General features: G+C 67.0%; 10 protein-coding genes and 4 pseudogenes. 6 read left to right on the top strand and 8 right to left on the bottom strand.

Annotation, left to right across the window (positions count from 1 at the left end; all coding sequences use genetic code 11):
* Positions 1-75: 75 nt before the first annotated feature.
* Together ABTX78_RS34545 and ABTX78_RS34540 are read right to left on the bottom strand one after the other, a co-directional pair.
* Positions 76-408 (bottom strand): helix-turn-helix domain-containing protein, encoded by a 333-nt coding sequence (locus ABTX78_RS34545; protein ID WP_069816392.1) that lies wholly within the window; start codon positions 406-408, stop codon positions 76-78.
* Positions 405-1484: a tyrosine-type recombinase/integrase gene (locus ABTX78_RS34540; RefSeq protein ID WP_352210729.1), complete on the bottom strand. Its 1080-nt coding sequence runs from the start codon at positions 1482-1484 to the stop codon at positions 405-407. Before ABTX78_RS34540 ends, ABTX78_RS34545 begins: the two co-directional genes overlap by 4 nt.
* 373 nt (positions 1485-1857) lie before the next feature.
* Here ABTX78_RS34540 and ABTX78_RS36220 point away from each other — a divergent pair.
* From ABTX78_RS36220 to ABTX78_RS34525, 3 pseudogenes are all read left to right on the top strand, one after another.
* Positions 1858-2094, top strand: a pseudogene (locus tag ABTX78_RS36220) (DDE-type integrase/transposase/recombinase); the annotation flags it as partial.
* 32 nt (positions 2095-2126) lie between these two features.
* Positions 2127-2843: pseudogene (locus ABTX78_RS34530) on the top strand (transposase); the annotation flags it as partial.
* Positions 2844-2967: 124 nt separating this feature from the next.
* Positions 2968-3300, top strand: a pseudogene (locus ABTX78_RS34525) (helix-turn-helix domain-containing protein); the annotation flags it as partial.
* A 476-nt stretch (positions 3301-3776) separates the two neighbouring features.
* Here the strand turns inward: ABTX78_RS34525 and ABTX78_RS34520 are convergent.
* Positions 3777-5819 (bottom strand): RHS repeat domain-containing protein, encoded by a 2043-nt coding sequence (locus ABTX78_RS34520; protein ID WP_352210728.1) that lies wholly within the window; start codon positions 5817-5819, stop codon positions 3777-3779.
* Between the two features lie 223 nt (positions 5820-6042).
* On the opposite strand from ABTX78_RS34520, the gene ABTX78_RS34515 reads away from it, so the two are divergent.
* Positions 6043-6510: a hypothetical protein gene (locus tag ABTX78_RS34515; protein WP_352210727.1), complete on the top strand. Its 468-nt coding sequence runs from the start codon at positions 6043-6045 to the stop codon at positions 6508-6510.
* A 478-nt stretch (positions 6511-6988) separates the two neighbouring features.
* Here the strand turns inward: ABTX78_RS34515 and ABTX78_RS34510 are convergent, their stop codons facing one another.
* The 3 genes from ABTX78_RS34510 to ABTX78_RS34500 all read right to left on the bottom strand — a co-directional run bounded on the left by ABTX78_RS34510 (position 6989) and on the right by ABTX78_RS34500 (position 8509).
* On the bottom strand, positions 6989-7366 hold the full coding sequence (locus tag ABTX78_RS34510; protein WP_352210726.1) for a toxin Doc: 378 nt from the start codon (positions 7364-7366) through the stop codon (positions 6989-6991).
* Positions 7367-7370: 4 nt separating this feature from the next.
* Complete coding sequence (locus ABTX78_RS34505; RefSeq protein ID WP_352210725.1) at positions 7371-7622, bottom strand: hypothetical protein; 252 nt, start codon at positions 7620-7622, stop codon at positions 7371-7373.
* Positions 7623-7951: 329 nt separating this feature from the next.
* A complete protein-coding gene (locus tag ABTX78_RS34500) occupies positions 7952-8509 on the bottom strand; it encodes a hypothetical protein (protein WP_352210724.1) in 558 nt (185 codons plus the stop codon).
* 678 nt (positions 8510-9187) lie between these two features.
* Between ABTX78_RS34500 and ABTX78_RS34495 the strand changes: the two are divergent.
* Together ABTX78_RS34495 and ABTX78_RS34490 are read left to right on the top strand one after the other, a co-directional pair.
* A pseudogene (locus tag ABTX78_RS34495) lies at positions 9188-10014 on the top strand (aldo/keto reductase).
* Between the two features lie 136 nt (positions 10015-10150).
* Positions 10151-10459, top strand: coding sequence for an antibiotic biosynthesis monooxygenase (locus ABTX78_RS34490; RefSeq protein ID WP_352210723.1), 309 nt, complete (start codon positions 10151-10153; stop codon positions 10457-10459).
* A gap of 775 nt (positions 10460-11234) precedes the next feature.
* On the opposite strand, the gene ABTX78_RS34485 is transcribed toward ABTX78_RS34490, so the two are convergent.
* Both ABTX78_RS34485 and ABTX78_RS34480 read right to left on the bottom strand, forming a co-directional pair.
* On the bottom strand, positions 11235-11801 hold the full coding sequence (locus tag ABTX78_RS34485; RefSeq protein ID WP_352210722.1) for a type 1 glutamine amidotransferase domain-containing protein: 567 nt from the start codon (positions 11799-11801) through the stop codon (positions 11235-11237).
* A 170-nt stretch (positions 11802-11971) separates the two neighbouring features.
* Positions 11972-13147, bottom strand: coding sequence for a glutathione-independent formaldehyde dehydrogenase (locus ABTX78_RS34480; RefSeq protein ID WP_352210721.1), 1176 nt, complete (start codon positions 13145-13147; stop codon positions 11972-11974).
* Between the last annotated feature and the right edge of the window lie 147 nt (positions 13148-13294).

Here is a 13294-nt window from a genome sequence, read left to right as displayed (position 1 = left end):
AAGTTTCCCCAGGCCAGGCAGCTGTCGCAGGAGTCGGTGGGCTTGACGTAGCCCTTCGGGAACCGTGCTATCGGCTCACTCCGGCGGCAGCGACCGGCCGTCCCGGCGCTTGGGGATCACCTTCGGTGCGGCGGTTCCCGCACCGACCGCGGCCCGTTCCGTCTCCTCTGCCTGGCCAGGGCGGCGGACCTTCTCCGGTTCGGGGATCAGCAGGTCTCCGATCTCGCAGCCGAGGACCACGCAGATGACGTCCAGGTCCTCCAGCTTGAGCGAGACCGGCTGGCCGGACCACAGCCCGGACATCTTGCCGGCCGAGATCACCAGGCCGTGCTCGGCCAGGCTCCGCTGGAGCTCGGACGCCTTCCAGATACCCTTGTTCGCGGCGGTCAGCCGCAGGTTCCACCTCATCGGGCCAGTCCTTCCAGCCGCTTCGCGGCCCGTTCCATCCCGGCGACCCAGGCGTCCTCGACCCGGGTCTGCTGCACGTGGATATACCTCATGGTTGTGGCGATCCAGGAATGTCCTAAGACCTCCTGGATAGCGAGCAAGTCCAGTCCGTTTCCGTAGAGTTGGGACGCGCAGAAATGCCGCAGGACGTGCGGTGTCAACCTGTCCGTCCAGCTCGGCAGATGAGCCTGGACCGCGTTGTCGAGCCCGTTGCGCAGGGCGTCGTCGCCGACCCGGCGGGCGGAGCCGTCGGTGTTCTTGCGCTCGGAGGGGAACAGCGGGGCACCAGGGCGAGTGTGATCGTCATCGAACTGACCCCACACGTCTTCGATGAACCACCGCAGTGTCCGGTCGGCACCGTTGATCAGCGGAACCATCCGCTCACGCGGCCCCGAGCCGCGGGCCCCCTTGCCGTGGCGGACGTGGAGTTTGCCGAAGCGGCCCAGGTCCCATTTGATGTCGTCCAGGTCGAGCCCACATGCCTCGCTCACCCGCAGACCGACCTGGGACATCAACTTCGAGGCGGTGTAGTTCCGGGCGGTGGGGGCGAACTTCCGGCAGGTGGCCAGCTCGCCGCCCCAGCCGGTGAACAACATCCCGATCTCCGGTTCACTCGGCGGGATCCGCAGCTGGGCGTCCTTGGCCCCGCGCGGCCGGTTCATCTCGTCGATCGGGCACTCGACCACCCGGCCGGTCATCCGATGGATCTCGACCTTGTGCCGAAGCTCCAGGAACATGAAATACGTGCTCAACGCCTGCGACCGGCCCAGCCGGGTGCCGCTCGGCGAGTGCCGCAGCACCTTCCCGAAGTACACGTCCGCGTCAGCGGGCTCCATGTCCCACAAGGGCCGGCCGAACCAGGTCCTGATCTGATCCAGGTGACCGACGTCCCCGCGGATGGTGCCGTCCGCCAGCCCTGCTGAGGCCCGTGCGAGGACGAACCCGGACAGCACATCGGTCTCGAACCGCTCCAGCTCCTCAGCCGACGCGGGCGCCCAATGCTCACGCAGGTCTCGTACGACTGCCAGCGCCGCCAACCCGAGCCCCCTCACCTTCGACCCGACTGCGAATCGGTCGGACGAGATGAGAACGCTTCAAGAATCCCGAAGTTGCGTCACAAGCCGGCAGAGCACACGAAGGAGGAAGAACCCCCTGGCCACGGGCACAGGGACTCAGCGGGGCTCAGGGGAACTCACGGGATGTCGCACAGCACCGCGTCGGCCACACACGCATTGCTCCTGCCGCTCCCTACCTCGACGGCCAGCCGCCCTGACGGGCGGCTGGCCGTCCCGGGCTTCCCTCACTCGCTCACCAGCGCCGTCATTTCGCTTCGACATTCGCGAGCCAGCTGATCGACAACTGACTCCGGAACCGGTCGACAATCGCTGTTCCTTGAGATGAACGAAGCCATACGTCACCACTTGGTCCGGGATCGTCTACGTCGCGTTCGTCGTGGACGTGTTCTCCCGGGCGATCGTGGGCTGGTCCGCCGCCACCAGCAAGCGGGCCAAGCTCGTCCTGGACGCCCTCGACATGGCCTTGTGGCGCCGCGCCCGCGCCGGAACTCCCGCCGGACAAAGCCTGGTTCATCATTCGGACGTGGGCAGTCAAGGCGGATTCAACTGGTCGTCGCAACACCTTGATCACGGAGGTGCGCGATGGGGCGAGACGAGAAGAAGATGCCGAAGTTGCCTGCGGGTGCGCGACGGCAGTGGGCGGCGGATCGGGCGTTGCGAGCGTCGATGCGTTCGCCAGGCCGACCGGAGCCGTCTCGTGCGGTGCAGCGGAACTTCTGGCGGCGGATCGCGTCGGGAGTGACGACGGCAGAGGCCGCGGTGGCTGTTGGCGTTTCATGGCCGGTCGGATCCCGGTGGTTCCGTCACGCTGGCGGCATGCCGCCGATCAGCCTGGATGAGCCCACGGGCCGCTACCTGTCATTCGCCGAGCGTGAGGAGATCGCGCTGCTGCGGGCCCAGGAGATCGGCGTGCGCGAGATCGCCCGCAGGATCGGACGCGACCCGGGCACGATCTCACGCGAGCTGCGCCGCAACGCGGCGACCCGGAGTGGCAAGTCGGTTTACCGGGCCCTGGTGGCGCAGTGGAAGGCGCAGCAGGCCGCGAAGCGTCCGAAGACCGCGAAACTCGTAGGCAACGACAGGTTGCGTGAGTACGTGCAGGATCGGCTCGCCGGCAGTGTCCGTCGACCCGACGGCACGATCGTCACCGGGCCTGAGACGCGCGCCTGGAAGGGCTTGAACAAGCCGCATCGGCAGGACAGGCGATGGGCGATGGCGTGGAGCCCGGAACAGATCTCGCACCGACTTGGTGCCGACTTCCCCGATGATGAGTCCATGCGCATCAGCCACGAAGCGATCTATCAGTCGCTCTTCATTGAGCGTTTTCAGTGTGGCCACTGATCGGGTGACGCCGGTCAGGTCGCGGTGAGGGCCGCAACGCACAAGGCTCCCGTGCCGTTGGTGGAGGTGTTCGAAGTCTCAACCCATCGGCACAGGAGCCCTGTTGCTTCCCTATCCTGCCGCACTCGACCTCCCGCATGCCCTGGTCGAGTGGGTCACGATGCTCATCGTCACCCGTGAGGGTGACCGCAGGTGCAAACTCCCGCCGCACCAGCGGGCGCTCGTCGCTCTGGTGTACCTGCGCCGCCACGACACCCTCGCCCGGATCGCGGCCGGCTTCGGGATATCCGTCGGCACCGTCCACGCGTACGTCACCGCCGTGACCGGTCTGCTCGCCGACCGCGCGCCGGGCCTGCTCAAGACTCTGCGCGAGCATGATCCGGAGTTCGTCCTCCTGGACGGGACTCTCGCCGAGTGCGACCGCGTCGGCGACTCGGCCCGCCGAGTTCAACTCGACGGGCCGAGTCATCACGCTTCTAACGCGCCCCTAGTGCTCTTTCGACTGGAGCGCTGGCCCCTCCCAGTTTTCGGGAATGAGTGGCGCCGGTGTGAGCCAGACGAAGGCTACTTGAGCTATGACCTGGTACAGCAGCGGTTCGTCTCCGCTCGCTGCCATAAGAGGCCAGGCGAAGACGGCCATCGGAACCGACACTATTAGCCGGAATTGGATGACGTCCATCTGCGTGTGTGTGAGTCCGGCGATGATTCCGAGCAACAGTGAAGGGACTCCGGTCACTACCGCAACGGTAAGGCTATCTCGAACGATCACGGCCAGGGAGTCCTCGGGAGGGCTACCTAGGGCAATGGCTACCCAGGCAACCGTGTAAAGGACCAGGTACGTCAGGGCGCATCGCCCTATCCGAGAGAGTACCCGGCTCACCCCAGGACCAACTGGTCGACCGACTTCCTGCATCAGCACCCCTTCACGCATCGCCCGTCCGTCCACGTCTTGTCGATCTTCCCCGGCCAGTCAGGGATGGAGTCCAGGCCTAGCGTGCTCGCCATACTGTCCTTGGCGATGACGCGTGGTGCTTGGTTGGTGCGGTACTGGACGACTTCCATGTCGGGGTACGGATCGCCCGACCTGCTCACTGTAACGGAGCTCTTCGTCGCCTTGACCTTGAGGTCGTTGTCGACTGAGAACACCCTCATCAGGCTGTTAACAGCGTGGATGCCCATGTCCAGTTGGCTTGAGTTGGTGTCGTGACCGTAGGAGTGCATGTTCACTATGTTGTTGGCGCCGAGAGAATCGCCCGGGAAGGCTTCGAGTTTGATTGGATTAGCTGGGATCACCTTCCCGGGCACTGTGACTCTCTTTACCTGGAGATGCCCTGTACCAACCGACTGCAGTTTCTCTTGGGCGATCGTGTGTGAGGCAGTGATCGTGAAGGTGCACTCGCCGGATTCCGTGTTCCAGAAGAGGGACATGCGGTAGGGCTGATGAGGATCGATCGACATCTCTCGGTCGTCGCCAACCAGTCTACCGAGGGCCGCATCCTTACTGTGAATGTAGAACGTAATGCGAATGATGCCGCGGTTGGGGCCCTTCCCGACGTTGAATTTCTTCCTCACCGAGCCGGCGGGCTGGGTTCCCCAGCCCGCATTGACGACCTGGTTGATGAAGTCCTCAACCGTGTCGCCCGAGGGCTCCGGATTGGGCTTGCTCGAGACCGGAAATCCGCCCTCGCAATCGATGAGCCCCTGCCAACATTCCTCGAGCATGCGGCCCGTGGGGTCACTGTTAGTAGCAGGGTTGTTGTTGCTGTATGTATAGCCGTGTGACTGTTGCGGGTCGTTGAGGTCAATCTCCGGGTCGACGCTCATGAACCGGCCTGTTGTTGGGTCGTACTCGCGTGCGCCAAGGTGGACGGTTCCGGTGGATTCGTCTTCGGAGCCGCCGACGAATCCCTTGTCCCCTGCCCAGCCAGCTCCTCCTGCGCCTCGTCGGTCGCCGAAGGGCGACGTCTTGCGACGCGTTACGGCCTGGGTTGCGTCGGCACTCACCTGGACTGTGCCTGTGTTGTGATGATCGGAGAAGGTGAATGCAAGCTTCCCCGACGCGCGGATTGCCAGCGGCCGACCTTCAGCGTAGTAGTGGCGTGTGCCGGTCACTTCGCCGCTCTTGCTCAGATGCAACTCAGCTCCGTAGGAGAGGTGGAGCGTGGTGCCGGTGGCGTTCCGTTCGACGATGCGTTGGCCGTCAGTGTCGTAGACGTAGCTTGCCTTCTCGCTTGCCCCCTCCTTCACTGCTGCGAGGTGGCCTTCTTCGTCCCACGTGAAGGTCTGGGTTGCCGCTGACCCGATCTTTCGAGTTTCGGTGTTGCCCGTCGGGTCGTAGGTATACGTATCCTCGCGAGGAGCTGCCCCAGTCTGGGTCACCTTGGGAAGATCGTGAGTGCCCGCCGTCGGCGCTGCATAAGTGCGCACAGCATCTGTGGTCGGACCGGAGGCTGTCTTGTTCTGGGTCTCGGTCTGGCGATTACCGACGGCGTCGTATGTGTACGACGTCCAGTATGCGTCCTGCCCCCCAACGGTGGCGTCTGATGGCGCCGACGAGCACTGGGCGTCTTTGTCGGTCCAGGCTTCGGTGATCCGGCGCAGTGCGTCGAGGTTGAAGCACTGGGTGTCGGTCGTGCGTGTGGCGTCCTGGCCCTGAGATGTGGCGATGGAGGTGACGTTGCCGGCGAGATCGTACTTGTAGTGCGTATCGTCGATGCGCTGTGGAGCGGTGTCTCGGTCTAGGTAGGTGTCGGTCAGTGCGCCCGTGTGCTCGTCGAACGTGTTGGCGGTCGTGAGGCTTTGACCGAACGCGCCGTAGCGCCGGATGGTGTTGTTGCCGTAGTGGTCGTACTTGCTCTCGGAGACCAGTGGGTCGGTGCCGGCGCCGACCGTGTTGAGCAGGCCTGCTACTGGCGTGTAGGTATTGGCAACCTTCTCTGCTGGCAGTCCGCCCATGGCGGGACGCTGGGTCCACATCACCTGGCCGGTGTTGAGGTTGTACTGGGTCGTCCACTTGTACGTACCGGCCAGCGCGCCTTCGGATGCCGGAACGGTGGTCTGGGTGATGACTGGCTGGTAATGAGCGTTGTAGGTGGTTACTGCAGACTCGTACGCGTTGCCGCCCGCGTAGCGGGTCCTCGGCGCGACGATCGGAGCTCTCGACGTCGCCGCGATCGCCGTGGCCCAGCAGCAGGACGCCTTGTGGGTCGCCGGAGCGGTGCCCGCATTGTTCTCCGCAGCGGGGCTGCTCGGTGGCGTCCTGTTCGTCCGCTTCCAGCCCGCCACCGCCCTGAGGCCGCGTCAGCTGATGCTGCTGGCAGGCGTGTTCGCGGCCTGCTGGCTTCCCCTGCTCGCCCCGCTCCCGGCTGCGGCGGTCCTCCTCCTGGTGATGCTGCCGGGCGCTGCGTTCGTCCCCGTGTTGACCGTGGCCAGCCTGACCCTCGCCTCGATTGCCCCTCCGGGGACATCGACAGAAGCGGTCGGCTGGATGTCCAGCGCGATCCGCCTCGGTCTGGCCGGCGGCACAGCCCTGGCCGGCCCGCTCGGCGGCCACTTCGCTGTCCCGCTGATGGCCGCCGCCCTGTGCGCGCTGCTGCTGTCGGCCCGCACCGCGCCCACGTGGAGCGCGCTGCGAGCGCCAGGGTGAAAACCGATCTCGAGCGCTTCAGCAGCTCGTGGCGGCCTCTCACCGCTTCGCCGCGGTGACAGTGGTGTTGACGTTCAGCGGATGGCGGAGAGGCGTGGTCGTGGGCACAGAGAGCTGGGGCAGCGCGCGGCGACGCGGGGAGCGGGACGCATGAACGCCCAGCCGCCCCGCCCGCGCAGGCCGCGGGCTTTCACTCAGGCGCCACCGGTCACGTTCGATGTGTCGCCCAAGCTCAAGACCCGCCGCGAGGACGAGAACCAGGTCACTGCCGCCGCGATGAACTTCCCCCCCGTCGCAACGCCTGGCGGACTGACATCCCACGAGCCCGCACCACCCACCTGGCAGTCCTCCGGCCAGCCCGAAGAGAACTCAGCGGGGCCGCGGCACCCTGCTTTGGGTCTCTGACCCGTCGCGCCATGCACAACGGCCGGTGTGGCGTCGGCACTGCCGACGCAGGTGATGCGGGCGCTGCCGACGGTCAGATGCGCCAGGAACGGATCCGGCCGGCGGCGCCGAAGACGGTGTCCTTGCCCGCCAGGAGGTCCTTGCACAGTTCGACCAGCTCGCCGTAGGGGACGTCGAGGCCCTCGTCGCTGGCGTGCATGTAGGCGATGGTGACGGCACACGCGAACCGGACGTTGAGGGACGGCAGGGGCCTGAGCAGGAGCAGGGTGTGCAGCAGGGCCGCAGCGCGCCAGGACGCGTCCGGGTCGACGCCGAGACGGGGCGGATCGACACGATGGCGCGCGACGGCCGCGACCAGGGCTGAGAAGTCACTGATGTGGGGTTGGTCGGGAAGGGCCGTCTCGTGCTGCTGCAGGAGCCAGCGCACGTCGATGTGCAAGGCGGGTGCCATTGCTTCAGGCGGCCCTGCCCGTCGTGTTTGCCGTCGGGCCGTCGTCGATGCCCGCCGCTTCGATGGCTTCGGCCAGGGAGGGGTCCGCGAAGACCCGCTGGAACTCCGTTGCCGCCGTCTTCAGGCTCCGCTGATGGGTGATCGCGTCGGTCGTCGAGGACTTCACGAAGGCCTTCAGCGTCATGCCACGCTCCCGGGCCGCATCCCGGAGGTCTTCGAGCTCCGCGTCGGAGAAGTCCACATTGAGTGCTGCCATGCCGCCAGAGTACCGCCGGGGTACCCAGAGCTCAATCATCCCAGGTCAGCGCAGGCGCCCGGGGTACCTGAACCGGCAGGACACTGTCGACGGCGCCGGGAGGCTGTGTACGCCGTGGACCGTGCCCGCCGACGCCAGAGGAGCGGCCGGGGCGGTACCGGGGACGGGCGTCGCTGTCATGCGGCGGTACACCCCGCTCCTCTCCCGCTGTCAGGGGAAACGTACTTCTGAGGGCGGGTTCTGCCCCTCGTGGCTACTCGGCTGGCAGCGTCTCTGCAGTGTCTTTGCCCGGCCCGTATTGGGGTCCCGCCGGGTGGGGCGGCCCCAGCTCAGTGGCGTTCCTGCCGCTCCAGTTCGTCGTGCGCACGCTGGGCGACCTGCGTGCCGAGGTAGTGCCAGATGGGCTGCTCCTGCCCGTCCGGGACCGGTGTCCCAGTGAGTCCGGCGAGGTGGTCGAGAGCGTGCTGGGTGATGTACCGGTCAGGGTCGGGGGATTGCAGGTGCCGGCGGATCCGGTCGTCGTCCACGCCGTGCTGCTGCAGGGCTGCGGCAAGGGTCCCGATCAGCAGCTGAAGGTGGGCGTGCGCGTCGGTGAGCGCATAGAGGACCAGGCGCTGCCACTCACTGGGGTAGCCCCCGTGGCTGCGCCCGAGCCCCACGGCCTTGTCGAGGTACTTCCCGCTGCGGCGGGAGTGATCGAGGACCAGAGCGAGCAACTCGACGGGCACCGCATGATCGGCAACGTCCGTCCCGGCGCGGGCTGATGCCCGGCGAGCTTCGGGAGCGGGCTGCAGGGCGTCGCGGACGTCCTGCAGGGCAGCACGACGATTGCGGCCGGACAACTCCTGCTGCTCACGGGCAGCGTTCTTCCGGGCGTGTGAGGTCATGGCCAACTCAACCCTCGGGCGCCGGCCATGACCGGAGCGCTGTCGGTGACCGGAGGCCACGCCTGCGGTTCGCTGCGATGATGCGGCGAATCTAGGGCCTACCTGGCCTGCTCGTTCATGGCCGGGCAGGCAACTCAGCCGGGCACCGACGCGGCGAGATTGGGCGGCACCACACAGCCCAACGACAGTCAGGGAATGCCGTCACGACTGACTTCGCCGAGACGGCTCGGAGAGATCAGTTAGGTGGCCGGGGCGTTCCTGGACAGGAAGGAGTTCCCGGGTCATGGTCGATTTGCTCGCCGAGCAAACAGCGCACGCGCCCGCACGTACGTCTCCCGCGCATTGCCCGGCCTCGACCCCGAGCCCGTCGAGCACCTGCACTGCTGGGTGACAAGCCTGCCGTGGAGCGAAGACGGCATGGCGGTCTGGGAAGCCGACAGAATCCTTTTCGCCGCAGGGCACAACCTGTTCAAACAGGCACCTCGACTGGGACGGGCATTGGCCAGCGCGGCCATGACCGGAAAACTCGAGGAGAACCTGCGTCCGGCCGCAGCGCATCCCGCTCTGACGACGTGGTTCTACGAGGGGCGACGTGCCGCAGGAGAATCCCATTCCGCTGAGATCGTGGTGCAGTTGGTGGTTGGCAGTCTTGGCCACCGTTACATCCAGGAGGAAGCCATGGCGGATCCGCGGACGGTCATCCTTCCTTGCGGGGTTGCGGCGCTCGGTCAGGGCACCTGGGGGATGGGGGAGGATCCCGGGTGCCGCGCGGCCGAGGTGTCGGCCCTGCGCGCCGGGCTGGACCTGGGGATGACCCTCATCGACACCGCGGAGATGTACGGGGACGGTGCGGCGGAGGAATTGGTGGCCGAGGCGGTGGCCGGACGGCGGGACGAGGTCTTCTTGGTCAGCAAGGTGCTCCCCTCCCATGCGGACGCCGGTGGAGTGGCCGAGGCATGCCGGGGGAGCCTGCGCCGTCTGCGCACGGACCGGATCGATCTGTACCTGCTGCACTGGCGTGGAGCTGTGCCGCTGGAGGAGACGGTCGAGGCGTTCGAGTCCTTGGTGCGGGAGGTGTCATCCGCTCCTGGGGGGTGAGCAACCTGGACGTGGATGATCTCGCGGACCTGCCGCCCGGAGCCAGGCCGCAGACCGACCAGGTGCTGTAAAACCTCAGCCGTCGAGGGCCTGAGTACAGTCTGCTGCCCAGGTGCCGTGAACTGTCGATCCCCGTCATGGCGTACTCGCCGGTCGAGCAGGGCCGTCTGCTCGGCCACCGGGCGCTGCGGGGCGTGGCAGCCGCCCACGGTGCGACGCCCGCGCAGATCGCCCTGGCCTGGGTCCTGCGGCACGAGGACGTCATCGCGATCCCGAAGGCGTCCTCCCGCGCGCACGTCGAGGAGAACAGATCAGCTCTGGAGGTGGACCTGACCGCCGAGGACCTCGCGACCCTGGACCGGGCGTTCCCGCCGCCGGAGAGCAAACGGCCGCTGGAGATGCTGTGACACCCCTGCAGCGCGCCCGACCGGGCTGTGATGCAGGGGCACCGCGAGCAGGATCAGACGGTCGCAGAGGCGGCCGTAGCGGCGTTCTGATTATCGCGACAGCGCGAACCGAGCAAAGGAAGAGGAGGGACCCGAAATGGCAACGCAGGTCAGCAAAGCGCTTCTGGTACGCCTCGAAGCACTGCACGGCAGGGAGAACGACGTCCGGGACTTCTTGAATCAGGGGTTGGCGATCGTCGAGGGGGAGCCCAAGACCGTCAGGTGGTTCGGAATCCAGTTCGGACCCTCGTCGTTCGGGATCTTCGATGCCTTTCCGGACGACGACGGGCGCCAGGCGCATCTGTCGGGTGAGGTCGCGGAAGCGCTCGGTGAGAAAACGGGTGAGCTCTTCGAGGAGCCCACGATCGAGCAGCTCGATGTCGTCGTGGAGAAGCAGCCCGCGTAGAGCAGGTGGCGCCCGCGGGCGGCGTGGATCAGCCCAGTGACCTCAAGCCCGGTCGTGGACGATCGCCACCGGCGCTCCGCCGAAGTGGGCAAACGCCCGGCGATGGCAGTCGAAGAACGCCCGCAGGTCCTGGCTGGTGGCAACGGGTCGCGCGAGTACGACAGCGTCATGTGTCCCGACGTGGGCTGCTGCGGGCTCAGCGGCCACGACCGGGCATGGTCGACCGTGGTGTCCGCCATGGGTCACCTCGACCGCGCCCCGGAGCACCATGCGCACCCACCCGCGTGCGGTCTCCGAGGACATCGAGCGCATCCGGGCCCATCCACCCGCGGACTGTTCGCCTCCAATGCGGGCACGGCGCCGGTCAGGCGCAAGCACAACGTCGCCGCCTGGGAGTGATCCCGCTGGCCCTCTCGCTCCGTGCGGTCCCCGGCAGTCATCGCCGTTGCGCAGCAGGGCCTTGGACGATGCAGCAGACGTTGAGGCAGACGCCGCCCCAGTACTTCGCCTCGACGACGGCGGTGCGCAGGCCCAGCTGGGCGCGCGCGACTACAGAGCGTCTCCGTCATATCGTGAACGGCTTGGCAACAACCTCCAAGAGTTGGCGCAGCTCGTTTTCGATGACGGGGCACCGGCGACGGGCCGGTTCACCCCGGCCTTACCGGAGGACAGCCGGGAGGCCATGTGAACGGCGATGTCCCAGGCCGCCCCGTAGTCGCGAGGGTCCGTGGACTGTCCTGCGGGCGCACTGGGGCGCGCAGCTCTCGGTGCCGGGCTAGGCGCCGGAGCTTGGGCTGCCGGCCTGGGCGAACTGGTCGACGATGGCGGCGCAGAAGGCAGGCAGGTCATCGGGCGACCGGCTCGAGGTGAACTGGCCGTCGACGACGACCTCTTCGTCGACGACCTCGGCTCCTGCATTTCGCAGATCCGTGCGGATGCTCGGCCACGAGGTGAGTCGGCGTCCGCGCACGACGTCGGCTTCCGCCAGAGTCCACGGGCCGTGGCAGATTGTGGCTACGGGCTTGCCCGAGTTCACGAAGGCCTTGACGAAGCCGACGGCGTCCTTGTTCATACGGAGCTGGTCGGGGTTCATGGTGCCGCCGGGCAGCAGCAGGGCGTCGTAGTCGTCGGCGGAGGCGTCTGAGACGAGGCGGTCGACGGGGAAGGTTCCTGCGGAGTTCAGGTCTCCCTGGCGGGCCTGGATTTCGCCGGGGTGGATGGAGAGGACCTCTGTCTTCGCGCCGGCGCCGTACAGGGCGCCACGCGGCTGCTCGAGCTCGACGCGCTCGACGCCGTCGGTCGCCAGGATCGCGACCTTCCGGCCGCGGAGATCGGGTGCCATGGTGCTCATTCCTTCGGTCAGGGGGCTGGTGAGGGCCGCTGTCGGGGAGAGAGATGGACGGCACCCGGATGCGGATCGCGTGTCTGGCCAAGACGATGGAGCCGGGGCGATGGCCGTCCGTCCCCCGGTTCGGGCCCGGAGGGCCGGGCGGGTCGCGGGTTCCTTGGTCGTTACCGCTTGTGGCCGTTGCCGTGTCCGTTCGGGTGCAGGACTACCTTGGTCCAGCCGTCGTCGCGGGCGTCGAAGTGCTCGTAGGCGGTGGGTGCCTCGTCGAGGCTGAGTTCGTGGGAGACGACGAAGCTCGGCTTTGCCTTCCCGCCGGCGATCAGATCCCGCAGCGCCCGGTTGTACCTCTTTACCGGCGCCTGCCCGGTGCCCATCTGCTGGCCCTTGAACCACATCATGCCGTAGTCGATCGGGACCTTGCCCTGCGCCTCCAGCTCTCCCTGGGCCTCGGCACCGCCGGGGTCCTGGGGCAGGAAAACGCCCACCACGCCGATGTGGCCCGTGAATCTGACCGAGTCGATGAGTCCATTGAGTGTGAGGCTGGCGTCCTCGTGTCCCTGGGGGTCGTGTGCCTGGTAGCCGACGCACTCACAGCCGTTGTCGGCGCCCAGACCGAGGGTGGCTTCCTTGACGACCTCCGCCGGGTTCTGCTCGGCGGTGTTGATCGGGATGGCACCGATCTCCTGCGCCTTGCGCAGCCGGTCGGGTTGGTGGTCGGCCACCCAGACGCGGCCGGCGCCCTTGAGGAGCGCGGAGTAGGCCGCCATCAGCCCGACGGGACCGGCCCCGAAGACGATCGTCTGGTCGCCAGGCTTGACGCCTGCCATCTCGGTAGCGTGATAGCCGGTGGGGAAGATGTCGGCGAGCATCACGTAGTCGGTCTGCCGTTCGGCGGCGTCCTCGCCCAGACGCAGCGCGTTGAAGTCGCCGTACGGCACTCGCAGCAGTTCCGCCTGACCACCCTGATAAGGGCCCATGTCGGCGAACCCGTAGGCGGCTCCGGCGAGGGCCGGTTCCGGCTGCATCGTCAGGCAGTAGTTGGTCAGACCCCGCTCGCACTGCTTGCAGAAGCCGCAAGCGATGTTGAAGGGCAGGACCACATACTCGCCGACCTGGACCTTACGGACGGCCGAGCCGACCTCCACGACCTGGCCCATGTTCTCGTGGCCCAGGGTGCGGCCGGACTCGAACGAGGTGCGGCCCTCGTACATGTGCAGGTCCGAACCGCAGATATTGGTGGTGGTGATCTTGACGATGATGTCGCAGGGGTGCTCGATCTTCGCGTCTGGTACGTCCTTCACGGTGACCGTACGCGGTCCTTCGTATACCGCTGCTTTCATGATCGCTTCCTTCGGTGTGCCGGCATAACCGCAGCACGCCGGTGATGGCGACGGCGCACAGAGCCTGACTCCCGGGAATCGGTGCCACGGGGGACCCGTCCTTGCGCAGGGTGGCGAGGACATGGTGCTTGTAGCGCTCGAAACGGG

The organism is Streptomyces sp. NPDC096193, assembly GCF_040302905.1.
Lineage (GTDB): Bacteria > Actinomycetota > Actinomycetes > Streptomycetales > Streptomycetaceae > Streptomyces.
The sequence above is the reverse complement of the archived record's forward strand: the minus strand, read 5'-3'. Positions and strand labels throughout refer to the sequence as shown.